This is a genomic window from Streptomyces sp. NPDC060002 (assembly GCF_042737245.1).
GTDB lineage: Bacteria > Actinomycetota > Actinomycetes > Streptomycetales > Streptomycetaceae > Streptomyces.
Genome location: NZ_JBHWUW010000075.1, coordinates 12,711 through 35,211, shown reverse-complemented (window position 1 = coordinate 35,211; position 22,501 = coordinate 12,711). Strand labels below are relative to the sequence as shown.

Below are 22,501 nucleotides of genomic sequence, written 5' to 3'. Positions count from 1 at the left end.
CCCCCACCGAACATCGGTGGGGGCCACGGCGTTCTCGCGTCTCCGGGTAACCCCTTTCCCCGGGGCTGTGGGGCGACTGTAGGATCAGCCGACTTGTGAGACGGATGTGAAGGCCGGGGGGCCGCGGACGCCGGAGAGGCGTCCGATCCGATCCGTCTCCGGCCTGTTCCCGGGGAGGGACCCTCTTGGCTCGCCATGGCTCCGCACGTCTGCGTCTTGTCGCCGCCTCCGCCGTCCTGGCGGCAGGGCTGACCCCGTTGCTGCCGTCCACGGCGGTCGCGGACACACCGCAGGAGACGGTGGTGCCGGCTGAGCCGCGGGACTTCAACCTGACGGCGACGTTCCGGTCGTCGTCCACCCACAGTGGTCACGACTCCGCCGGGGCGCAGGGTGTGTTCCACACTCTGGAGGGCAGCGCCGCCCTGCTGTGGACGCGTTACGCGGACGGCGAGTCGGTGAACGTGTCGGCGTCGCCCGCGGGGACGGTGCCGATGCCGACCGGTACCGATGTCCTGGCGTACAAGCACGCCGACGGACGGGTCGACTTCTGGGACGTGGCCGACGGCGGCAGGCGCGCCCTGACGATCCCGGCCGGACTCGGGTACCTCACGTCCTACGACAATCTGACGATCGCCTACGAGAGCGTGACCGGCGCCGACGGCACGGCCGACCGGATCCTGCACCTGCTGACGCCACAGGCGGACGGGACCACGGGAGACCTGGAGGTCACGGGCGGTCCGGCGGGCATCAGGCTGGGGCAGGCCGCCGGCGCGGACGCGGAGACGCTGTACTTCCGGGCCGGCGTGGACGGGCAGACGGGGCTTGCCGCCGTGGACCGGACGACCGGGGAGGTGCGCGGCTGGAGCGGGGCGCTCCCGGTGGCGTACAGCAAGGTGGAGCTGGGCGGCGGACATGTCGTCGTAGCCGCCCCGGACAAGGCCACGGTCCTGGTGTTCCCGCGCGATCTGTCGGGAACCCCCGCCGAGGTCGCGCTGAAGGGCGTCAGCGACGGGCCGAACGCCACGTTCAGCCTGGCCGTCGTGGGCGACTGGCTGGTCAACGGGATGTACTCGACGACCGCGCAGCCCCTCGAGGGCGGCGAACCGGTGACCCTGCTGCGGAGCTCGGCGTACGGAACCGCGGTCGGTCCCGGTGGCACGGCCGTGAAGGTCGGTACCGGCGCCGGCGAGCGGGGCATTCAGCGCATCACTCCCGGCGTGGACGGCGGCCCGCCCGTCGTCACGCTGGTCAAAGTCCTGCCCAAGCCGCCGCGGACGATCCAGAGCCTGTCCCTGGCCCAGGGGCGGCTCGTCGTCCTGGACCACTACGGCACCGGGGTACTCACGGACCGGGTACGGACCGTCGCCGCGTCCGGCACCCCCTCGTTCGGTGGGAGCAGCGCGTTCACCACCGACGTCCCCATGGCCACCTGTGCCGCCACGGACGTGGCCTGCGCCCAGCTCCGGGGCACGGCCGACGGCCGTATCGCCTGGCTCACGCACGACCCGGGCACCGAACGGATCAAGGTCCACGGGCCGGACGACGGCGGCGTCCGGGAGCGCACCGGGCTGCCCAAGGACGGGCGGATCACCGACGTGTCGGGCCGCTATCTGCTCTACACGGGCCCCGGTGAGCAGTACGTGTACCGGATCGACAGCATCGACGCCGCTCCCGTCGTCACCCGCACCCCCGGGCCGGCCGCGCTGTCCGGGAACATCCTGTGGACGACCGGCACGGCCCCGGGCAGTGTCACCGCGTACGACCTGACGGCCAGGAAGACGACCGAGACCCTCGTCACCGACGCGGGCTGCACGCCCAACGAACTCCAGGCGCTGGGCCGGTGGCTGTACTGGACGTGCGAGGGCCGGGCGGGCGTCTACGACCGCACGGCGAAGAGGTCCGTGCCGGTGCCGGCCGACGAGGCCGAGCTCGGCGACGGGTACGTCGTCACCCACGACAGGCAGGCCGGGAAGCTGACGCTGACGACGGTCGCGGACGGCACCCCCTCCGGCCGGGTCATCGGTGACCTGCCCGACACGGGCGTCTCGCAGCGGGACGTGCGCTGGACGGTCGACGAGTCCGGCGGGAACGCCGCCTACGTCGACGGCCAGGAGCGCGTGCACCTCGTCCCGTCCGGCGTGCCGCAGCAGCCGCTGAGCCTCCTGGACGCGGCACAGAGCGCCACGGAGGTATCCCCGACGACGTCGCCCGTCCTCACCGACGTGCTGCTGTCGAAGCCGGCCGCGGGCTGGACCCTGACCGTGCGTGACAAGGCGACCGGCAAGGTGGTCGGCGGCACCTACGGCGGCCCCCTGCGCGGCGAACTGAAGGTCCCGTGGAGCACCAGCATCACGGCCGGGGCGTTCCTGCCCAACGGCTCCTACGACTGGACGCTCTCGGTCACGCCCGCGGACGGCGTCGGCGCCCCCTTGCAGACGCGGGGCACCGTCCGGATGGTGCGCGGCAACCCCGTGTTCCACGACTACGTGGGTACGGCGACGAAGCCGGACGGCGTCGGAGACCTGCTCACCGTCCCCCGGCCGGGCACGCTGACCTACCAACAGGGCACGGGCAAGGGCACGTTCTCGGGGCAGGTGAGCGGTGCGGGCTGGCCGAAGGACATCAAGGCGGTGCCGATCGGCGACCTGAGCGGCGACCGCTGCAACGACGTTCTCGTGCGGCTCGCCGGCGGGGCGCTGCGGCTGTACCGGACGGGCTGCGGTGCCGCGCTGTCGCCCGCGGCGCCCTACACGACGGTCGGGACCAGCGGCTGGACCCAGTTCGACGTCCTGACCTCGCCGGGTGACGTCACCAAGGACGGCCGCCCCGACCTGATCGCCCGCAACCCGTCGACCGGCAGGGTCTACCTCTACAAGGGGACGGCCGCCGGGAAGCTGGCGGCGCCCGTGAAGCTCTACGACAACTGGAAGACGTACAAGAAGATCATCGGTGTCGGTGACCTCAACGGTGACGGCATCGGTGACCTGATCGCCCAGGACAAGTCGAACAACCTGTACCGCTGCCTCGGGACGGGCAAGGGGACCTTCACGGCGAGGGTGAAGCTGTTCGCGAACTGGGGGGCCTCGTACAACGCGGTCGCCGGGGCCGGGGACATCACGGGGGACGGGAAGGCGGACCTCGTGGTGCGGGACACCGCGGGCGGGCTGTACCGGCTGCCCGGCACCGGGACGGGCACGTTCGGGGCGCGGGTCAAGATCGGCGCCGGCTGGCAGAACTACAAGGGCATTTTCTAGCCAAGTTGTGACGTGTGTCACGCCCTCGGCAAGGGAATTGCTGGGGGCATGACAGATGACGGCACAGCGGGCCGGCCGGCTCCCGGGAAACTCTCGGACGAAGAGCGGCTGGCCCAGCTCGGTTACACCCAGGTCCTCGCCCGCCGCATGTCGGCGTTCTCCAACTACGCGGTCTCCTTCACGATCATCTCGGTCCTGTCGGGCTGCCTGACGCTGTACCTGTTCGGCATGAACACGGGCGGCCCGGCGGTGATCACCTGGGGCTGGGTCGCCGTGGGACTGATGACCCTGTTCGTCGGCCTGTCCATGGCCGAGATCTGTTCGGCGTACCCGACGTCGGCGGGCCTGTACTTCTGGGCGGCCCAGCTGGCTCCCCCGCGCTCGGCGGCGGCCTGGGCCTGGTTCACGGGCTGGTTCAACGTGCTCGGCCAGGTGGCGGTGACGGCGGGCATCGACTTCGGCGCCGCGTCCTTCCTCGGCGCCTATCTGAACCTCCAGTTCGACTTCGAGGTGACCCCCGGCCGGACCGTCCTGCTCTTCGCCGGGATCCTGGTGCTGCACGGCCTGCTGAACACCTTCGGGGTGCGGATCGTCGCCCTCCTCAACAGCGTGAGCGTGTGGTGGCACGTGCTGGGCGTGGGCGTCATCGTCGGGGCGCTCGCCTTCGTCCCCGACAAGCACCGGTCGACGTCCTTCGTGTTCGGCGAGTTCGTCAACAACACCGGCTGGGGCAGCGGGGTGTACGTCGTCCTGCTCGGCCTGCTGATGGCCCAGTACACCTTCACCGGCTACGACGCCTCCGCCCATATGACCGAGGAGACGCACGACGCGTCGACCGCCGGTCCCAAGGGCATCGTGCAGTCCATCTGGACCTCGTGGATCGCGGGCTTCGTGCTGCTGCTCGGCTTCACGTACGCCATCCAGTCCTACGACGCCGCGCTCGCCTCCCCGACCGGCGCGCCGCCCGCCCAGATCCTGCTCGACGCGCTCGGCGCGACCGCCGGCAAGCTGCTGCTGCTCGTGGTGATCGGCGCCCAGCTGTTCTGCGGGATGGCGTCGGTGACCGCCAACAGCCGCATGATCTACGCCTTCTCGAGGGACGGCGCGCTGCCGTACTCGCGCATCTGGCACACGGTCAGCCCGCGCACCCGCACGCCCGTCGCGGCGGTCTGGCTGGCGGCCGGCGGGGCGCTGGTGCTGGGCCTGCCGTACCTGATCAACGTGACCGCGTACGCGGCCGTCACCTCGATCGCCGTCATCGGCCTCTACATCGCCTACGTCATCCCGACCCTGCTGCGCATCCGCAAGGGTGACGCCTTCGCGCGAGGGCCGTGGCACCTGGGCCGCTGGTCGAAGGCGATCGGCGTGGTGTCGGTGGCGTGGGTGGCCGTCATCACCGTCCTGTTCATGCTGCCCCAGGTCTCCCCGGTCACCTGGGAGACCTTCAACTACGCCCCGGTCGCCGTCCTCGTCGTGCTGGGCTTCGCCGGGGTGTGGTGGCAGGTCTCCGCCCGGAACTGGTTCCTCAACCCCGAGCACGAACGGACCATCGCCCGCGAGGCGTCACGGGCGGGGGCGCCCGCCGAACTGCCCGAGCAGTGACCGATCTCGATCGCTTCGCGTCGACCGGCGCGCCCGTGTCTCCGATACCCGATCGGAGACACGGCCGCGTCCGGCTATGCTCGGGGAGGCAACATCGCCTGGGCCCTTAGCTCAATTGGCAGAGCAGTGGACTTTTAATCCATTGGTTGTGGGTTCGAGTCCCACAGGGCCTACCGGTTGCAGGCGGGGGACACCCCCTTTCGGCCTGCGGTGCAGCGCCCGGGTCGACTTCGGTCGACCCGGGCGCTGTTTCCGTTTCCGGTCCGGTGCGTGAGCCGCTGTCCGGGCGGGCCGGCGGGTCAGTGGTCCGAGTAGCTGAAGTCGCCGATGGTCCAGGCGCTGACGTCCTCGATCGCGACGCGGTACATCCCGCCCGTCTCCGGGATGCCCACCGTGCCCTGCAGAATCCGGGCGACATGGAAGTGCAGATGGGTGGGCGGCCCGTCCCTCTTCGCGGAGGTCTCGAAGACGGCGGAGAACTCGCCGAGGTGGGCGGAGTTCGTCAGCACCTCCGACACCCTCTGCCTCCACATGGATTCGGGAGCCAGTCGACCGGTGATGACCGCACCACCGGTGACCACGGTGAGGGGCATCTGATTGCTCTGTTCCGCCTCCACAAGGGCGGCGATGTCAACGATCAGCTCGTCAGGCTTCGGCATGAGATCGGATTCTATGCACCGGCCGGTCCGAGGTGGGCCGAAGGGGGTGCCCGGGGGCGGTGGGCGGCGGGGGAAACGGCGTTGTGGAGCCTGCCGCCGGATCCACCGCCGGATCCCGCCCGACCCCGCCGGATACCGCCCGACCCCGCCGGATCCGCCGCAGGAGCCCCTGGACCTGCGTACCTTGCGGACCCTTCGGGCTCAAATGAGCGGCGTGCCCTCCGTGACCTGGGCGGGAGTACCGTGGCGGTACCGAGCGCACCTCGCACGCCGTCATCCGTTTCGGCGTCGCCCTCGGGGAACGGCAATGCCGGTACACATCGTGTCCGGTCGGAAATGAGCCGCCCCACATGAGCCTGATGAGCCTCGGAGTACTCGCCTCCTCCCGCAAGGAGAACGAGTTCCGTCTCCCGCTGCACCCCCGCCACCTCGACCGGATCGCCCCGGACGTGCGCGAGCGGATCTTCCTCGAACAGGGCTACGGCCGACGGTTCGGCGTCGCCGACGACGCGCTGCGGCCCCTCGTGGCCGGCCTGCGCTCCCGCGAGCAGCTCCTCGCCGAGTGCGACATCGTGCTGCTGCCCAAACCGACGCACGACGACGTCGCCGAGCTGCGCGAGGGCCAGGTGCTGTGGGGATGGCCGCACTGCGTGCAGGACGAGAAGATGACCCAGATCGGCATCGACCGACGGCTGACCCTGATCGCCTGGGAGGCCATGAACCACTGGACTTCCACGGGCGCCTTCAGCGTCCACGTGTTCCACAAGAACAACGAGCTCGCCGGCTACTGCTCGGTGCTGCACGCCCTCCAGCTCGGCGGGCTGACCGGCAGCTACGGGCGCCGCCTGCGCGCGGCGGTCATCAGCTTCGGCGCCACGGCGCGGGGAGCGGTCACGGGTCTGGGCGCCATGGGGGTCACCGACGTCACGGTGCTCACCCAGCGCGCCGCCGCGGCGGTGGCCTCGCCGATGCCCTCGGTCGTCATGAGCCACTTCGAGGAGCAGGAGGACGATCCCAAGCGCCTGCGAGCCGTCACCGCGGCCGGTTCCATGCCGCTCGCGGAGTACCTGGCCGGGTTCGACATCATCGTCAACTGCGTCCTGCAGGACACCGACGCCCCGCTCATGTTCGTCACGGAACGCGAACTCGCGCACTTCCGGCCGGGGACCTTCTTCGTCGACGTCGCCTGTGACGAGGGCATGGGCTTCGAGTGGGCCCACCCGACCACCTTCGGTGAGCCCATGCACGAGGTGGGGCCGGGCTGCCAGTACTACGGGGTGGATCACAGCCCGTCCCACCTGTGGAACTCCGCCACCTGGGAGATCAGCGAGGCGCTCCTTCCCTACCTGCGCAAGGTCATGAGCGGCCCCGCGGCATGGGACTCCGACACCACGGTCAGGAAGGCCATCGAGATCCGGGACGGCGTCGTCCAGAACCCGAAGATCCTCTCCTTCCAGCACCGGTCGGCCGCCTATCCGCACGCTCCCGAGGTCCCGGTGGCTCCGCCGAGCGCGTAGGTCTTGGTGAACATGCCGATGTTCATTCGAACATCGCCATGGTAGAAATGCCGTCATGGATGTGGCGGACCGTCTCGACCTGACCCTTCGGCTCGTGCAGGGACACGGCCAGGACCACGGGCATGGCCGGGCCCAGGCGCGGGTCTCCGTCGCCGAGCTCGCTCAGCGGCTCGGCGTCTCGGAGATGACCGTGCGCAGAGACCTGGACGTACTGGAGCGGCAGGGGCTGGTGCGGCGGGTGCACGGCGGGGCCGTCGCCGGGCGCCCGCGCGAGGAGGGCGGCGGCTTCGAGGCCCGCCAGGCGTGGCAGGCGGCGACGAAGGACCGGCTCGGCGCTGCCGTCGCCGCACTCGTCGAGCCGGGGTCACGGGTGCTGCTGGACGCCGGTACCACGACCGTGCACGTGGCCGAACACCTCGCCGCGCGGGGCCCGTTGACCGTCGCCGTACTCAGTCTCCAGGCGGCGCTGCGGCTGGCCGACCGGCCCGGCATCGACCTGCTGGTCGTCGGCGGCCGGTCCCGCCCGGGCGAGCGGTCCCTCGTCGGGCCGCTGGCCCTGCGCACCCTCGAGTCCCTGGCCTTCGACGTGTTCGTGATGTCGATCGGCGGGGTGCACGCCGTACACGGCTGGTCGGAGTTCTCCCTCGAGGACGCGGCCGTCAAGCAGGCGGGGCTCGGTCAGGCGGCCCGTACGGTCGCCGTCGCCGACGCGACCAAGCTGGGCGTCCGCGCGTTCAGCCAGGTCGCCCCGCTCGACGCCGTGCACTCCTTCGTCACCGACGCAGCCGCGGCGGACCCCGCCACCCATCCCGGCGGCCCGCAGACCCTGGACGCCCTGCGCGAGGCGGGCGTCGAGACCCAGCTGGCCTGAACCCGTCCCAGGAGACCCCGTGAAACCGCTGATGATCCTGGTCGCCGGCCCGTACCGTTCGGGCACCGGCGACGACCCCGCGAAGCTCGCGGCCAATGTGAGGGCCATGAACGAGGCCGCCCTCGACCTGTTCCGCGCCGGGCATCTGCCCGTCACCGGCGAGGCGCTCGCGCTGCCCCTGCTGGAGACCGCGGGCGGCGCCGCCCCCGGCGACCCGCTCTTCGACGAGCTCTTCCACCCCGTCGCCGAACGCCTGCTGGACCGCTGCGACGCGGTCCTGCGCATCGGCGGTCCTTCGGAGGGCGCCGACCGGATGACCGAGCGGGCCCGCGCCCAGGGCAAGCCGGTCCACGCCGACCTCGCCGACATCCCCTACGCCCATACCGCCGATGCCGCTGCCACCCTCCCCGAAGGCCGCCGATGACCGAGCACGTCGCCACCTCGCCCGCCCCCGCGTCCGGCTCCCACGACGCCCCGTCCCGCCCCGCCCCCGGCACCCCCGGCATCGACGTCCCGGACCCCCGCGGCCGTACCGGACTCGACCGCCACGGGCGCGATCTCACGGGCAACGACCGGGTCCGCGTCCTCGACGTCGAGGTCCTCGCCTGCGACTGGTCCGTCCTGCGCCGCACCACCTTCGACTACCGGCACAGCGACGGCCACTGGAGCCGCGAACGGCGCGAGACGTACGACAGGGGCGACGGCGCCACGATCCTGCTCTACGACCCCGAGCGCCGTACCGTCCTGCTCACCCGGCAGTTCCGGCTGCCCGCGTACGTCAACGGACATCCGGACGGCATGCTGCTGGAGGCCGCCGCCGGACTCCTGGACGGCGACGACCCGCGCGAGGCGATCCGCCGCGAGGCGGCCGAGGAGACCGGACGGGCGGTGCACGACGTCGAGCATGTCTTCGACGCGTTCATGAGCCCCGGTTCGGTCACCGAGCGCCTCAGCTTCTTCGCCGCCCCCTACGACGCCTCCGTCCCCGGAGCCGGCACGGCGGGCGTGGCGGCCGAGGGCGAGGACATCGCCGTCGTCGAACTCCCCTTCACGGAGGCCCTCGACCTCGTCCGCACCGGCGCGATCGCCGACGCGAAGACCATCATGCTGCTCCAGTGGGCCGCGCTGGACGGTCCGTTCGGGCCGTCGGCGGTCAGCTCACGCTCAGCCCGGTGAGGTCGGCCAGGGGCAGCGTGTGCTGCGTCTGGAGGACCTTCGCGCGCAGGTAGCGGACGTTGTGCGGGGTCGTGAAGACGCCCGTCGGGACCCGGTCGTGGACGTCGATGCCCAGGTCGCGCAACTGGCCTGCCTTGTCGGGGTTGTTGGACAGCAGGTCCAGGCTCGTGATGCCCAGGGCGCGCAGCATCTGGGCGGCGGCCGTGTAGTCGCGGTCGTCCTCGGGCAGGCCGAGCGCGGCGTTGGCCTCGTAGGTGTCCAGGCCCTGGTCCTGGAGGGCGTACGCGTCGAGCTTGTTGTAGAGGCCGATGCCGCGGCCCTCCTGGCGGAGGTAGAGCAGGACACCGCCGGTCCCGGCTATGCGCTCGACCGCCTCGCGCAGTTGCGGCCCGCAGTCGCAGCGGGCGGAGCCGAAGACGTCACCGGTCAGGCACTCGGAGTGCAGCCGGACCAGGGGGGTGGCCCCGGGCGCCGGCTCGCCGAGGACGACGGCGATGTGTTCCTGGCCGTCGGCGAGTCCGTGGAAGGTGACCAGTTCGGCGTCGACGGAGTAGCCGTCGGGGAAGCGCAGCGGTACCCGGACGCGGGCGCGTGGGGTGGCGGAGGGGGTGTCGGGCATGCGGTCTCCCGGGTCCGGAGGACGGTGGCAAGGCGGCACCGGGCCGCTTTGTGCTTCAGATTTGAAGCAGATCCAACGAATCGAGACCCTACCCCATGCTTTAAATTTGAAGCAACGGGATTGTGGCGCGCACCTCATGCGCCCGCGGTGATCAGGTTCCCGAACAGGGCGACGAGCGGCGGCGCCACGGCAGTTCCCGCGGGGCCGCCTCGTCGCCGTCCTGGAACCCCAGCACGACCTGCGTGAAGATCTCCTCCAGCTGCCCCACCTGCTCGGGAGTGAGCCGGTCGAAGAGGGCGGAGCGGACCGTCTCGACATGGCCGGGCGCCAGGTTCTCCAAGGCCGCCATACCCTGGTCCGTCAGGGCCGCGACGGTCCCGCGCTTGTCCCAGCGGCACTCCTCCCGCCGCAGCAGTCCGTCCTTCTCCAGGCGCGTCACCGCGTACGTCAGCCTGCTGCGGGTGATCTTCAGCTGCTCCGCGAGGTCGGTCATCCGCAGCCGCCGCTCCGGTGTCTCGGAGAGGTTGGCGAGGATGGAGTAGTACAGATGAGGCAGGCCGGCCTCCTGCTGGAGCTGCCGGTCGATCGCGTCCTCCAGCAGGAGGTAGCCGGCGACGTAGGCGCGCCAGGCGCGCTGCTCCTCAGGGGACAGCCAGCGAGTCGTCATACAGCCAGTGTAGGTTTGTTTCAAACTTGAACCAAGACCCGGGGAGCCGCGTCGATGCCGTACCCGTACGTCCTGCTGTCCGCCGCCGTGTCCCTCGACGGCTACCTGGACGACACCACGCCCGAGCGCCTGCTCCTGTCCGGCCGCGCCGACTTCGACCGCGTCGACGAGGTACGAGCCTCCGTCGACGCCATCCTCATCGGCGCCGGCACCATCCGCGCCGACAATCCCCGGCTCCTCGTGAACTCCCCCGAGCGCCGCGCCGCCCGGGTGGCCGCCGGCCGGCCGCCGTACCCCCTCAAGGTCACCGTCAGCGGCTCCGGCGACCTCGACCCGGCGGCGAACTTCTGGCACACGGGCGGCGAGAAGGTCGTGTACACGACGGAGAAGGGCGCCGCACGGGTCCGCGCCCTCGGCATCGCCGCGGACGCCGTCCCGCTCGGCCCCGAACTGGACTGGCGCCGTCTCCTCGAACACCTCCACGACGAGCGCGGGGTACGGCGCCTCATGGTCGAGGGCGGCGGAACGATCCACACCCAGCTGCTCCGGCAGGGCCTCGCCGACGAACTCCAGCTGGTCCTCGCCCCGCTCTTCGTGGGCGACCCGGCCGCGCCCCGCCTCTTCGGACCCGGCGGCTACCAGGGCGGACGCCTGCGCCTGGTGGAGAGCCGGCGCATCGAGGACGTCGTCCTGAACCGCTACGAGCCCACCGCCCCCGGCGCCGGACCGCTGCCCGCCGCAGCCGACAGGCACTGGCTGGCCCTCGCCTGCGAACTCGCGGCCGACTGTCCGCCGTCGGAGACCGCCTTCAGTGTCGGTGCGGTGATCGTGGCCGCCGACGGCACGGAGCTGGCCCGAGGCCACTCCCGCGAGGCCGGCGACCCGGTCGTGCACGCCGAGGAGGCGGCCCTCGCGAAGCTCGACCCCGCCGACCCCCGGCTGTCCGCGGCCACCGTCTACAGCAGCCTCGAACCCTGCGCCCGCCGCTCCTCCCGCCCGGCCCCCTGCGCCCGCCTCATCCTCGACGCGGGGCTGCGCAGGGTGGTCACGGCCTGGCGCGAGCCGGACACGTTCGTCACGGAGGCGGACGGGACCGGTCTGCTCACGGCCCAGGGCGTCGACGTCCTCGTGCTCCCGGAGCACGAGGAGCGGGCGAAGGAGCCGAACCGCCACCTCCTCTGAGGCCGCCGGGGCCCCGTGGATCAACCGATGTGCTTTCTGCCCCGCTGATGGCGTACAGTTGTGTTCATCGCCGCGGGGTGGAGCAGCTCGGTAGCTCGCTGGGCTCATAACCCAGAGGTCGCAGGTTCAAATCCTGTCCCCGCTACTGATGAACCGAAGGCCGGAATCCGAAAGGGCTCCGGCCTTCGGTCTTTTCGTCGACCGCTCCCTCACTCTTGGTGACCGGACGACCGCCCTGCGCATAACGACTGGGTCACCATCAAAACTTCCGTGACTGATGAAGCGTTTCCGGGGAATGTCGAGGCGCGGTCAACTCGCCCGTTTTTCACCGCTGCTGGCCCAAAAGTCCAGGCCGGAAATGTTGTTGATCAAGAGGAACAGCTTGGAAACCCACCCCCGGGTCTATTAACGTTCGATAACGCAGCGCGGTCGTCCCAGCCGGCACCAGAGTCGGCTCCGTGCGGCACGTGCCGAATCCCGCAAGGGAACCGGGGAACCACCACCTTGGGGTGAATCACGCGGAAGCCTTCGTGAACTCGCAGAGTCCACGACCGGTATACGCGCGTAGGAGACCTTCCCGCTCCGAACCCGTCAGCTAACCCGGTAGGCGACGGAAGGAAAGGAGTGCGCCCGCGTGGCGTCCAACCCGCCTGCCCCCGAGGCCCCTTACGCCCCCAGCCAGCGGTCCACCGAGACCTTCGGCTACGGCGGCTACCGCACCGACGAGGGCCCTTGGGAGGAGTGGAACCCCACCGCGGAGTCCACTCGCCCGGTACGCGGCAAGCACCGCGTCGCCAAGCAGCGCGGCGGCGGATTCGCCCGCAGCTCCACCGTCCTCGGCGTCGGCGTCATAGCCGCCGTCAGCGCGGGTGGCATGGCCAGCGCCAACACCGGCAAGGCGCCCGTCTCGATCTCGATGCCGGACCTGCCCAACGTGGGTTCGCTCATCTCCGACGACGAGCCCGCCCCGGAAACCGCCCCGGCCCTCGCCGGCTTCGGCTCCGAAGCCGCCGTGGACACCGAGGAGAACGCAGCCGACGCCGGCGAGGCACTGCGCAGCCGGATCATGGCGCAGGCCGAGTCACAGCAGTCGCAGGTCGAGGTCAAGGCCCTCGCCGCCGCGGCCAAGGCCGAGTCCGACGCCGCCGCCAAGGCCGAGAAGGAGGCGGAGGCCAAGGCCGCCGCCGCCAAGAAGAAGGCCGCCGAGGAAGCCGCCGCGAAGGCCGAGGCCGCGCGCCTGGCCGAGCTGGCCAAGCAGTACACGCTGCCGACCTCCTCGTACACCATCACCTCGACCTTCGGCCAGGCCGGTGCCCTCTGGTCCTCCGGCTACCACACGGGTCTGGACTTCGCCGCGCCGACGGGCACGCTCATCAAGGCCGTCCACAGCGGCACCATCACCGAGGCCGGCTGGGCCGGTTCCTACGGCTACCGCACCATCCTGACTCTGGACGACGGCACCGAGCTGTGGTTCTGCCACCAGTCGTCGATCAGCGTCAGTGTCGGCCAGAAGGTCGCCACCGGTGATGTGATCGGCCGCGTGGGCGCGACCGGGAACGTCACCGGGGCCCACCTCCACCTCGAGGTCCACCCGAACGGCAGCGCCGACGGCATCGACCCGGCGGCCTGGCTGCGCGGCAAGGGCCTCAACCCCTGACCGGTTCCTCTCCCGAGGACACCCTGATCCACCCCGGCAGCCCCGACGCCCTCCGCGTCGGGGCTGCCGTCCGTGCCGTCCACAGGCGCCGTTCACATGTTCTTCGCGTCACGCCCGGAATGGGCGGGCCGTCGGCGCCCGTTGAGACGAAGCATGACTTCTCTTCGCAAGCTCGGCTCCTCCGACCTCGAGGTCTTCCCGCTCTCCCTCGGCGGCAACGTCTTCGGCTGGACCGCCGACGAGACGGCCTCCTTCGCCGTACTCGACGCCTACGCGGCCGCGGGCGGCAACTTCGTCGACACCGCCGACTCCTACACGGCGTGGATCGAGGGAAACAGCGGTGGTGAGTCCGAGACCATCATCGGCAGGTGGGTGAAGGCCCGGGGCAACCGCGACGACGTCGTGATCGCCACCAAGGTGAGCCAGCACCCCGAGTTCCCCGGTCTGACCGCCGACAACATCAAGGCCGCCGCCGACGCCTCGCTCCGCCGTCTGGGCACCGACCACATCGACCTCTACTACACGCACTTCGACAAGCCCGAGGTGCCCGTCGAGGAGATCATCGGCGCGCTCGACGAGCTGGTGCGGGCGGGCAAGGTGCGGCACATCGCCGCCTCCAACATCTCGCCCGAGCGGCTCCGGGAGTCCCTGGAGTTCTCCGACCGCGAGGGCCTGGCCCGGTACGTCGCCCTCCAGCCCCACTACAACCTGGTCTCCCGCGACACCTACGAGGGCGGCCTCCAGGACCTCGCCGCCCGCTTCGGCCTCGCCGCCGTCCCGTACTTCGCGCTCGCCGCCGGCTTCCTCACCGGCAAGTACCGGCCCGGCACGACCGTGCAGAGCGCCCGCGCGGCCGGCGCCGCCAAGCACCTCGACACGGAGCGGGGCCGCGACGTCCTCACCGCCCTGGACGAGATCGCCCAGGCCCACGGCGCCGAGATCCCCACGGTCGCCCTGGCGTGGCTCGCCGCGCAGCCGACGGTGGCCGCGCCGATCGCCTCCGCGCGGACGGTCGAGCAGCTTCCGGCGCTGCTGGGGGTGGCACGGCTGGAGCTGACGGCGGAGGAGCTCGCCCGGCTGACCCGGGCCTCGGCCTGACCTGCCTCGGCCCGGCCTACTGGCGCGGGTGGGGAGCGGGGTACGGCCCTGCCGGATACCCGTTCTGGGGGCCGTTCCCGTGGCCGTGTGCTGCGGGGTGCCCGTAGCCGTACCCGTATCCGTACGACGGCCCCGGCGGACTCCCGTACACCGTCGGATTCCCGTACATGGGCGGACTTCCGTACACCGGCGCCGACGGGTGCCCGAATCCGGCGGTGTGGCCCTGGCCGTGGGCCGGACCCCGGCCGTACCCGTACACCCCGTACACCGGCCAGGGCGGCGCGGCCACCCGTACCGGCGGGGCCGTCATCCGGGCCGCGTGGTCCAGCGCGGGCCGGGCGACGTCCTTGCGCCTCCACAGTTCGTTGAGCAACTCCCGCTCGCGTACGAGGAAGTCGGCGCCGGCCCGGCCTCGCCGGCCGCGGTGCCGCAGGAACGCGAGGGACGTCGCGTACGCCTCGTACCGCGCCACCTCCCGCGCCGCCGGCTTGCCGAGGTGGCGGCCGGCGTACTCCCGGGCCAGCCGCCGGGCCCGCATGGAGCCGAGCGCGAACGGCTCGGCCGGGGTGAGCCAGCCGGCGGCCGCGTAGGCGGGCAGCTCCTCGCGTACGGTGCGCAGCTCGCGTTGCCGCGTCCACACCACCAGCCAGGTCAGCAGCCCGAACGCGGGCACCATGAACGCCGCGTACACCGCGAAGAAGCCGAACTCGCCGAACGACGAGGAGCCGTTCCACAGGGCGTGCATGCCCATCGCGAGGAGCAGCCCGCACAGCGGGACCAGCACGCGCCGCAGGTGCTGGCGCTCGCCGGACAGGGCGGCGACGCCGAAGCCGATGCCGGTCAGGACGGTGAACAGGGGGTGCGCGAACGGCGACATGATGACGCGTACGAAGAACGTCGCGGCGGTGACGGAGGCGATGCCGGTGTCGCCGGTGAGCTGGTCGGTGCCGAAGGCGGTGCCGAGGTAGAGGATGTTCTCGGTGAAGGCGAAGCCGGTCGCGGTGACCCCGGCTATGACCACGCCGTCGACGATCCCGGTGAAGTCCCGCCTGCGGAAGAGGAACACCAGCAGGACGGCGGCGGCCTTCGCGGACTCCTCGACGATCGGCGCTATGACGGTCGCCCCGAGGGTGTCCGCGCCGGACGGGTCGGCGGTCGCGGTGGCTATCCACCGGGTCGCGAAACTGTTGGCGATGATGGCTATCAGCGCCGCCGCGCACGCGCCCCAGGCGAAGGCGAAGACCAGGTTCCGCCAGGGTCCGGGCTCGACCCGGTCCAGCCACCGGAAGGCGGCGACCAGCAGCGGCACGGGCAGCACGGCGAGCCCGAGCCCGACCAGGAATCCTTCCGTACCGGTCTGTTCGCGCACCAGCGCGAGGATGACCAGGCCGGACAGCGTGAGCAGGGTGATCAGCGCCCCGTACCGCACCCACCTGCGGTGCCACCAGTGAGCGTGCCGGAGCACACCGTCCTCGGGTGCGCCGCCGGGATGCGGCGGACGGGGCGGAAACAGAGGACTGATGGCCACGGCATCGACCCTAACGAGGGAGGGGACTGTGGTGGAGGGGGAGGTCGGTCGGTGATCGCTCGGCCGATCTCCTGGCTGATCTCCTCGCTGATCCTTTGGCCGGTCAGCGATCCCCTGCCTGGACGGGATGCTGTACGCGACGGAAGAGCAGATCGTTCACGACGTGACCCTTGTCCAGCCCCTGTCCCTCGAAACGGGTCAGCGGCCGGAACTCGGGCCGGGGCGCGAACCCGCCGTCGGCCCGGGTGTTCTCGAAGCCGGGGTGCGCGGTCAGCACCTCGAGCATCTGTTCGGCGTACGGCTCCCAGTCCGTGGCGCAGTGCACGGTCGCGCCCGGTTTCAGTCGCGTCGCGGCCAGGTCGAGGAACTCGGGCTGGATCAGGCGCCGCTTGTGGTGGCGCTTCTTCGGCCAGGGGTCGGGGAAGTAGACCCGCAGCCCGTCGAGCGAGTCCGCCGGCAGCATCTCGCGCAGCAGGATGATCGCGTCACCGTTGGCCACCCGGACGTTGGTCAGCCCGGTGCGGTCCGCGAGGTTGAGCAGATTTCCCTGGCCGGGCGTGTGCACGTCCACCGCGAGGATGCCGGTGTCCGGGTCGGCGGCCGCCATCTGCGCGGTCGCCTCGCCCATGCCGAAGCCGATCTCCAGGACGACGGGACGGTCGTCGCCGAACAGCTCGGCGAGGTCGACGAAGTGCCCGTCGATGTCGAGTCCCCACTTGGCCCACAGCCGCTGCAACGCGTCCGCCTGCCCGGCCGTCACCCGGCTGCGCCGGGGCTGGAAACTCCGGATCCGCCGCTCGAAGTGCGACCCGGCGGGATCGGCCTTGGGCCCGTCGGGGAACCGGGGCTCCCCCTTGGCCCGGGTGTGCCGAACGGACTCGCCCGGGTGGTGCTCGCCACCGGGAAAGGGCTGGGGGACTTCGGGGGTACTCACGGAATCAGACACAGTGGAGTCGATTTTACGGGTCCGCTCCAGGTGCCGGCCGCGCCCGTGAGCCCGGCACCCGACGGCCGGCCCCGTGTGAGCGCCGTCCCGACCGCTCACGCGTCGGCCGCGCCCGTGAGCCCGGCACTCGACGGCCGGCCCCGTGTGAGCGCCGTCCCGACCGCTCACGCGTCGGCCAGTGCTCCCAGGGCCCGGCGGGCCACCTCCCGTCCGATCGGGAGTGCGGCGGTGGCCGCCGGTGAGGGCGCGTTCAGCACATGGACCGCCCGTGGCCCCTCCCGTATCAGGAAGTCGTCCACCAGAGTGCCGTCCCGCAGTACCGCCTGCGCCCGCACTCCGGCCGCCGCCCGCACCAGGTCCCCCTCCTCCACCGCCGGCAGCAGCCGGCGCACCGCGTCCACGAACGCGCCCTTCGACACCGACCGCCGCAGCTCCCCGACCCCGTACCGCCAGTGCTGCCGGCCCATCCGCCACACCCCGGGCCAGGCCGCCGTCGCCATCGCCTCGCGGGGCCGTACGACGCCCCAGCCGTACCCCTCCCGGGCCAGCGCCGGCACGGCATTGGGGCCGACGTGCACGCCGCCGTCGATCCCCCTGGTCAGATGGACGCCGAGGAACGGGAACGCCGGATCAGGCACCGGATACACCAGCCCGCGCACCAGCTCCGGCCGTGCCAGCTCGTAGTACTCGCCCCGGAACGGCACGATCCGTACCTCGGGCTCGTCCCCCGTCAGCCGGGCCACCTCGTCGGAGTACAGCCCGGCGCAGTTCACCAGCACCCGCCCCCGTACGACGTCCCCGCGCGCGGTGAGCACGGCCACCCCGCGCTCCGGCCGCCGGTCGATCCGCACGACCCGCGCGCCGTACCGGATGTCCGCCCCGGAGGCCCGGCCCAGCTGCCGTGCGACGGCCGTGTAGTCGCAGATCCCCGTCGTCCGCACGCGTATCGCGGCGAGCCCCCGGACCTCGGGCTCGTACTCCGCGATCTGGGGGCCGCCCAGTTCCCGTACCGGAATCCCGTTCTCCCGGCCGCGCTGCACCAGCGCGTGCAGCCGGGGCAGCTCCGCCCGGTCCGTGGCGACGATCAGTTTGCCGGTGACGGAGTGCGCGATGCCGTACTCCGCGCAGAACTTCGTCATCTCCGCCGCGCCCCGCACCGCGTACCGGGCCTTCAGCGATCCCGGCCGGTAGTAGATCCCGCTGTGGACGACCCCGCTGTTGCGCCCCGTCTGGTGCCGGGCCACCCCCGGCTCCTTCTCCAGCACCGTCACCCGCGTACCCGGCGCGGCGCGCGTGATCGCATACGCCGTGGACAGCCCGACGATGCCACCGCCGACCACGAGCACATCACAGTCGTAAGCGATCTTCGGCACGTGCACCACCTCCCGGCTTCGATAGTGCACTGCGCCACTGACAGTGCCTTCAAACCCGGGGCGGACGTCATGCCGCTCCCGCGCCGCGCCCTACGCCGGAGTCATCAGCAGGGGCCGGGCCCGCTCGCGCAGTTCCACCACCCTGGGTTCGTCGCCGTAGGGCTCCAGCCGATGCAGCAGATCCTTGACGTACTCCGTGGTGCGGGCGGAGGAGATGCGCCCGGCGACCTCCACGGCCCGCACGCCCTGCGCGCAGGCGGCGTCGAGGTTCCCCGACTCCAGTTCGGCGACCGCCGAGACGACGAGCCGCAGCCCGTGCGACCGGACGAACTCCTCCGTCGGCTGCGACAGCGCCTGCTCGGTGAACCTCCGCACCTGACGCGGCGCCTTCAGGTCGCGGTAGCACTCGGCGGCGTCGGCGGCGAAACGGTCGTAGGAGTAGAAGCCGAGCCAGGACGGGTCGTGGTCGCCGTCACGGGACCGCTCCAGCCAGCCCTCGGCGGCCTTCAGCGCCGCTCCGGCGGCCTGCGCGTCCCCCGCGCGGGCGTGCGCACGTGCCTCGACGAGCCGGAAGAAGCTCATCGTGCGGGCCGTGGCCAGCCCCCGGTTGCGCTCCAGGGCCGCCTGCGCGAGGTCGACCCCCTCGTCGCCGAAGCCGCGGTAGGTGGCCTGGAGGGACATGGAGGCCAGGACATAGCCCCCGAGGGGTACGTCGGCCGCCGCGCGGGCCAGCCGCAGCGCCTGGATGTAGTAGCGCTGCGCGGCCTCCTGCTGACCGGTGTCGAAGGCCATCCACCCCGCCAGCCGCGTCAGTTCGGCGCTCGCCCCGAACAGGGCCCGGCCGACCTCGTCGGAGTACGACCCGAGCAGCAGCGGCGCCGCCTCCACCCGCAGGCACTCGGGCACCATGGACGAACGCCAGTCGCCGCCGCCGTACTTGGAGTCCCAGCGTCTGGCGTCCTCGGCGGCCTCCCGCAGCTTCTGTACATCGCTGTGGCCGACTTTGTGCGGTGCGCCCGACTCCTCCACGAGGTGTACGTCGCGGGCCACCGAACTGTCGGCCGGGGTTATCAGCCACCGTGAGGCGGGTGTCGCGTATGCGCTTACTGCGAACGATCCGGCCAGCGACTGCCAGATGCCCCCGGACCCGGCCCGGCGGCCGGCCAGGTCGAGTCGGTAGAGCTCCGTGGCCGAGCGCACGGCCTGGTTGACGTCCCTGGGGAAGGCGAGGCCCACCTCGGGTGCGGGATCCGCGTCGGCCAGGCCGATCTCATGGAGCGGCACCGGGCGGCCGAGCTTCTGGCCGATGGCGGCCGCGATGAGGTGGGGCGCGGCGCCCTGCGGCACCATGCCCTTCGACACCCAGCGCGCCACGGACGTCTTGTCGTAGCGAAGAGTCAACCCGCGTTGAGCGCCAAGATCGTTGACGCGTCGCGCGAGTCCTGCGTTGCTGATTCCCGCGAGGGCGAGAACGGCGCCGAGTTTTTCGTTCGGCCCGCGTTGCTCCCTGGACATTGCGCCACCCCTCGACACAGACGGCTGCCGCGCTGGCATAACCATGCGGCATTCGTAAACCCAGCGTAGTTCGCCGCATCCCAAGCGTTAAGGGGCATTCTTCCGGTTGGCGGGATTGTGGTCCGTACGTAAGTCCGGGCGCAGGTACGGACCGTCGCCGCGTGCTCCCGCTGTGTGGCCGTGCGCCCGGCCGTGCGCTCTTCTCCGGCCACCGCGGGAGCGGTTCCATGGGCCGTGCGTGGGTCGGCCCGCTGTACTGGATCCAGTGGGCTGGGGGACACCGCCGCCTACATCCCCGCGGGCGGCGGAACGGTCCGGGAGACGGCGTCCGTCTCCCGGGCCGGCGCGAGCCTTACACAGCACGCGCGTGTGTACGGAGCGTGTGCGAAGCCTGCGCGGGACGTTCGCGACGCGCGTCACACAACGGGGATTTGGCCGAAAATCGACCCTCTGTTCTGTGGGGGACAACGCCTCCCACCATGGAAATCGAGGGCGCGCAGGGCGTCTTGGGGGAGCGTACCGGGGGCGCATTCACGTCGCAGACGCCGGGGTGCGCAGGGACTCCCCCAGAGGCGCCGCCGAGTTGACGCGGGCGCAGTCCCCGGATCGCGAGCGGCGCCGCCTCCTTCTGCGGCGCGTTCTTCGTGGCAGCATGGTGAACCGTTCGTGCGGTGCACTCGGTTGTCCACAGCCTGTGGAGGCGTCCATGCGGTGGTTGGTGGGATGGAGCAGCACCGCCACGGGCGCGCTGGGCGGATCCGGGGGCTACGACGGCCGTCACGACGACGACGCGACGTACGGCGGGCGGTTCGGCCACGACGGCGAGACCCTGCACCCGGTCGGCTCCCAACTCCTGTGGGGCGACCCCGATCCGCTGTGGGCCGTCGGCGACTGGCGCCCCGACGAGGTGCGGGTGGTGAAGGCCGACGCCCAGACCCGGGTCGCGGTCCTCGGCACCTGCGGCGCGACCGACGAACAACTGCGCGTCGGACTGTTCGCCGCGCGCGGAGGGGCACTTCGGCATCTGACGGCCTGGTCGGGCAGCTACACGGCGATCGTCCAGGTCGGCCGGCGCATCACCGTCTGCGGCGATCTGGCGGGCGCGCGCCCGGTGTTCCACACTCCCTGGGCCGGTGGCACGGCGTACGCCACGGCCGCGCTGCCGCTGGCCGACCTCATCGAGGCCAACCTCGACTTCGGTCACCTGGCGGCGCTCCTCGCCGCCCCCGACGTACCGGCCGCCCTGCACGACTCCACTCCGTACGACGGCGTACACCGCATTCCGCCGGGGCACGCGCTGATCCTTCGCACCGGGGCCCGTGAGGTCGCCGGGTACGAACCGGTCGCCTCGCTCGCCGTGGCGGCGCCCCCCGCCGACCCGGACAGCGCCGTCGGCGCCGTACGCGACGCGCTCATCGAAGCGGTACGCGCGCGTCTGACCGCGCCCCGGCACGTCCCCGACATCGACCCCGGCCCGGTGCCCGGCATGGGGCCCGCGGAACGGCGCGCCGCGCGCGGGATGCCCGTTCCGGGCATCGGCGCCGACCTCTCCGGCGGTCCGGCCTCCGGCACGCTGGCGCTCCTGGCGGCGGGCCTGCCCGGCATGCCGGGCACGCTGCTGGGGCACGGCACGGGCGCGGGGGAGCGGCTGCTGGCCGTCACCTTCAACGACCTGGCCGTCGGCGGACGCGAGGCCGAGCTGGAACGGGCCGGCACCCTCGCGGCCAACCCGCGCCTGCACCACGTCGTGGTGGCCGGCGGCGAGGAGGCACTGCCGTACGCCGACCTGGACGGCCCGCTGACCGACGAACCCGGCCAGAGCCTGGTCACGGCCGCCCGGCACCGGGCGCGCCTCGCGGCGGGCAGCGCGGACCACTTCACGGGCTACGGCGCCCGGCAGGTGCTGGACGCGCACCCGGCCCGCCTCGCGGACCTGCTGATGGACCGCAAACGCCGTCATCTGGTGCGTCCGGTGGCGGCGTTGACGAAGGCCGACGGTTCGGTGCTCGTCCCCGCGCGCGTGTACGGCGCGGCCCGCCGACTGGCCCGTACGCCGTACCGCGCGGGCGTGGAGGGCCTGGCCGAACGCCTCCTGCACCGCAGCTTCAACTCCGACGACCCCTCAGGCGCGGTAGGGGCGTCCCTGGCCGCCCTCACCTGGGGCGGCGCGGGTCCGGCCGCGCGCTGGCTGACGGGCGAGGCGCTGGCTGAAGTATCGGTTCGCCTCCAGGGGGCCGCGCACCGTACCGGCGTGGGTCCCGGCCAGCGTCCGGGCGACTACCGGGCCCGTGCGGCCCTCGCCCGGCACGCCATGGACCTGCGTGTCCTGGAACAGGCCGCCGAGATCCGCTCCCAGCGGCTGCACGCGCCGTTCCTCGACAACCAGGTCGTGCGCGCGTGCCGCGCGCTCCCCGAGACCCTGCGCGTGCAACCGGGGGCACGCGCCGCGATCCTGCGCACCGTCCTGAAGGGCGCCGGCGTCACCGACCTCCCGCCCGGCTGGGGCGCCCCCTCCCAGGCGTCCGCCACCGCGGCGGCCCGGGCGGGCCTGCGCATGGCCATGGACCCCCTCCTCACCCTCTTCGAAGCCCCTCTCCTCGCGGAGGCGGGCCTGATCGAGGCGAGAGTGGTCCGCAAGGCGCTCCGGGCCGCCGCGGCGGGCGAACCCCTCCCCCTGGACGGCCTGGCCGACCTGGTCTCCCTGGAACTCTGGCTCCGCCGCCTGCTGTCCCGCAGGGGCACCTGCTGGACGGGCACACCGGCACGCGCGCGTGCGGTACCGGCGGGCATCGCTCCCCAGAGACGGGCGGTCTCCTCCGGCGGGTGAGGAACGCACC

At 72.1% G+C, this 22,501-nt stretch carries 17 protein-coding genes, 2 tRNA genes and 1 riboswitch; of the genes, 12 read left to right on the top strand and 7 right to left on the bottom strand.

The features are described 5' to 3' along the window. Positions 1-185: 185 nt before the first annotated feature. The 3 genes from ACFWBD_RS37755 to ACFWBD_RS37745 all read left to right on the top strand — a co-directional run bounded on the left by ACFWBD_RS37755 (position 186) and on the right by ACFWBD_RS37745 (position 5,029). On the top strand, positions 186-3,254 hold the full coding sequence (locus tag ACFWBD_RS37755) for an FG-GAP repeat domain-containing protein (protein WP_385677475.1): 3,069 nt from the start codon (positions 186-188) through the stop codon (positions 3,252-3,254). A 48-nt stretch (positions 3,255-3,302) separates the two neighbouring features. Continuing rightward, the gene (locus ACFWBD_RS37750; protein WP_385677472.1) at positions 3,303-4,856 is read left to right on the top strand and encodes an amino acid permease; all 1,554 of its coding nucleotides are present in this window, start codon (positions 3,303-3,305) and stop codon (positions 4,854-4,856) included. A 100-nt stretch (positions 4,857-4,956) separates the two neighbouring features. Further along, positions 4,957-5,029: transfer RNA gene (locus ACFWBD_RS37745), tRNA-Lys, on the top strand. Positions 5,030-5,155: 126 nt separating this feature from the next. Here ACFWBD_RS37745 and ACFWBD_RS37740 read toward each other — a convergent pair. Then, positions 5,156-5,515 carry a hypothetical protein gene (locus tag ACFWBD_RS37740; RefSeq protein ID WP_385677469.1) on the bottom strand — a complete coding sequence of 120 codons (360 nt, stop codon included), beginning with the start codon at positions 5,513-5,515 and terminating at the stop codon, positions 5,156-5,158. A 350-nt stretch (positions 5,516-5,865) separates the two neighbouring features. Here ACFWBD_RS37740 and ACFWBD_RS37735 point away from each other — a divergent pair, with 350 nt between their 5' ends. The 4 genes from ACFWBD_RS37735 to ACFWBD_RS37720 are packed head-to-tail and all read left to right on the top strand — an operon-like array spanning position 5,866 to position 9,079. Beyond that, entirely contained in the window at positions 5,866-7,032 is a 1,167-nt protein-coding gene (locus tag ACFWBD_RS37735; RefSeq protein ID WP_385677466.1) for a N(5)-(carboxyethyl)ornithine synthase, read from the top strand. Between the two features lie 55 nt (positions 7,033-7,087). After that, complete coding sequence (locus ACFWBD_RS37730) at positions 7,088-7,903, top strand: DeoR/GlpR family DNA-binding transcription regulator (protein ID WP_385677463.1); 816 nt, start codon at positions 7,088-7,090, stop codon at positions 7,901-7,903. Between the two features lie 31 nt (positions 7,904-7,934). After that, entirely contained in the window at positions 7,935-8,327 is a 393-nt protein-coding gene (locus ACFWBD_RS37725; protein ID WP_385677484.1) for a DUF4406 domain-containing protein, read from the top strand. Next, positions 8,324-9,079: an NUDIX domain-containing protein gene (locus ACFWBD_RS37720; protein ID WP_385677460.1), complete on the top strand. Its 756-nt coding sequence runs from the start codon at positions 8,324-8,326 to the stop codon at positions 9,077-9,079. The genes ACFWBD_RS37725 and ACFWBD_RS37720 overlap by 4 nt, the downstream gene beginning before the upstream one ends. Here the strand turns inward: ACFWBD_RS37720 and ribA are convergent. Together ribA and ACFWBD_RS37710 are read right to left on the bottom strand one after the other, a co-directional pair. Further along, entirely contained in the window at positions 9,057-9,698 is a 642-nt protein-coding gene (gene ribA / locus ACFWBD_RS37715; protein ID WP_385677457.1) for a GTP cyclohydrolase II, read from the bottom strand. The two genes, ACFWBD_RS37720 and ribA, sit on opposite strands and share 23 nt — an antisense overlap. A gap of 151 nt (positions 9,699-9,849) precedes the next feature. Further along, entirely contained in the window at positions 9,850-10,365 is a 516-nt protein-coding gene (locus tag ACFWBD_RS37710; protein WP_385677454.1) for a MarR family winged helix-turn-helix transcriptional regulator, read from the bottom strand. A gap of 54 nt (positions 10,366-10,419) precedes the next feature. Between ACFWBD_RS37710 and ACFWBD_RS37705 the strand changes: the two genes are divergently transcribed. The 4 genes from ACFWBD_RS37705 (at position 10,420) to ACFWBD_RS37690 (ending at position 14,302) form a co-directional block, all read left to right on the top strand. Further along, positions 10,420-11,547, top strand: coding sequence for a dihydrofolate reductase family protein (locus tag ACFWBD_RS37705; RefSeq protein WP_385677451.1), 1,128 nt, complete (start codon positions 10,420-10,422; stop codon positions 11,545-11,547). Positions 11,548-11,618: 71 nt separating this feature from the next. After that, a tRNA-Met gene (locus ACFWBD_RS37700) sits at positions 11,619-11,692 on the top strand. A gap of 313 nt (positions 11,693-12,005) precedes the next feature. After that, a riboswitch (cyclic di-AMP (ydaO/yuaA leader) is annotated at positions 12,006-12,174 on the top strand. A gap of 7 nt (positions 12,175-12,181) precedes the next feature. Beyond that, positions 12,182-13,204, top strand: a complete 1,023-nt coding sequence (locus tag ACFWBD_RS37695) for a M23 family metallopeptidase (protein ID WP_385677448.1) — start codon at positions 12,182-12,184, stop codon at positions 13,202-13,204. Between the two features lie 153 nt (positions 13,205-13,357). Beyond that, positions 13,358-14,302 carry an aldo/keto reductase gene (locus ACFWBD_RS37690; protein WP_385677445.1) on the top strand — a complete coding sequence of 315 codons (945 nt, stop codon included), beginning with the start codon at positions 13,358-13,360 and terminating at the stop codon, positions 14,300-14,302. A gap of 16 nt (positions 14,303-14,318) precedes the next feature. Here ACFWBD_RS37690 and ACFWBD_RS37685 read toward each other — a convergent pair whose 3' ends face one another. The 4 genes from ACFWBD_RS37685 to ACFWBD_RS37670 all read right to left on the bottom strand — a co-directional run bounded on the left by ACFWBD_RS37685 (position 14,319) and on the right by ACFWBD_RS37670 (position 19,664). Next, a complete protein-coding gene (locus ACFWBD_RS37685) occupies positions 14,319-15,824 on the bottom strand; it encodes a PrsW family intramembrane metalloprotease (RefSeq protein ID WP_385677481.1) in 1,506 nt (501 codons plus the stop codon). A gap of 109 nt (positions 15,825-15,933) precedes the next feature. Continuing rightward, entirely contained in the window at positions 15,934-16,776 is an 843-nt protein-coding gene (trmB, locus tag ACFWBD_RS37680) for a tRNA (guanosine(46)-N7)-methyltransferase TrmB (RefSeq protein WP_385677442.1), read from the bottom strand. Positions 16,777-16,940: 164 nt separating this feature from the next. After that, positions 16,941-18,158: an L-2-hydroxyglutarate oxidase gene (gene lhgO, locus ACFWBD_RS37675; RefSeq protein ID WP_385677478.1), complete on the bottom strand. Its 1,218-nt coding sequence runs from the start codon at positions 18,156-18,158 to the stop codon at positions 16,941-16,943. 81 nt (positions 18,159-18,239) lie between these two features. Then, entirely contained in the window at positions 18,240-19,664 is a 1,425-nt protein-coding gene (locus tag ACFWBD_RS37670; protein WP_385677439.1) for an MFS transporter, read from the bottom strand. Positions 19,665-20,370: 706 nt separating this feature from the next. Here ACFWBD_RS37670 and ACFWBD_RS37665 point away from each other — a divergent pair. Beyond that, positions 20,371-22,491 carry an asparagine synthase-related protein gene (locus ACFWBD_RS37665; protein WP_385677437.1) on the top strand — a complete coding sequence of 707 codons (2,121 nt, stop codon included), beginning with the start codon at positions 20,371-20,373 and terminating at the stop codon, positions 22,489-22,491. Positions 22,492-22,501 lie beyond the last annotated feature (10 nt).

Bases quoted from the DNA above. Each gene is read 5' to 3' on its own strand.
- ACFWBD_RS37750 (WP_385677472.1), top strand. From the start codon at position 3,303: ATGACAGATGACGGCACAGCGGGCCGGCCGGCTCCCGGGAAACTCTCG.
- ACFWBD_RS37740 (WP_385677469.1), bottom strand. From the start codon at position 5,515: ATGCCGAAGCCTGACGAGCTGATCGTTGACATCGCCGCCCTTGTGGAG.
- ACFWBD_RS37735 (WP_385677466.1), top strand. From the start codon at position 5,866: ATGAGCCTGATGAGCCTCGGAGTACTCGCCTCCTCCCGCAAGGAGAAC.
- ACFWBD_RS37730 (WP_385677463.1), top strand. From the start codon at position 7,088: ATGGATGTGGCGGACCGTCTCGACCTGACCCTTCGGCTCGTGCAGGGA.
- ACFWBD_RS37725 (WP_385677484.1), top strand. From the start codon at position 7,935: ATGATCCTGGTCGCCGGCCCGTACCGTTCGGGCACCGGCGACGACCCC.
- ACFWBD_RS37720 (WP_385677460.1), top strand. From the start codon at position 8,324: ATGACCGAGCACGTCGCCACCTCGCCCGCCCCCGCGTCCGGCTCCCAC.
- ribA (WP_385677457.1), bottom strand. From the start codon at position 9,698: ATGCCCGACACCCCCTCCGCCACCCCACGCGCCCGCGTCCGGGTACCG.
- ACFWBD_RS37710 (WP_385677454.1), bottom strand. From the start codon at position 10,365: ATGACGACTCGCTGGCTGTCCCCTGAGGAGCAGCGCGCCTGGCGCGCC.
- ACFWBD_RS37705 (WP_385677451.1), top strand. From the start codon at position 10,420: ATGCCGTACCCGTACGTCCTGCTGTCCGCCGCCGTGTCCCTCGACGGC.
- ACFWBD_RS37690 (WP_385677445.1), top strand. From the start codon at position 13,358: ATGACTTCTCTTCGCAAGCTCGGCTCCTCCGACCTCGAGGTCTTCCCG.
- ACFWBD_RS37670 (WP_385677439.1), bottom strand. From the start codon at position 19,664: ATGTCCAGGGAGCAACGCGGGCCGAACGAAAAACTCGGCGCCGTTCTC.
- ACFWBD_RS37665 (WP_385677437.1), top strand. From the start codon at position 20,371: ATGCGGTGGTTGGTGGGATGGAGCAGCACCGCCACGGGCGCGCTGGGC.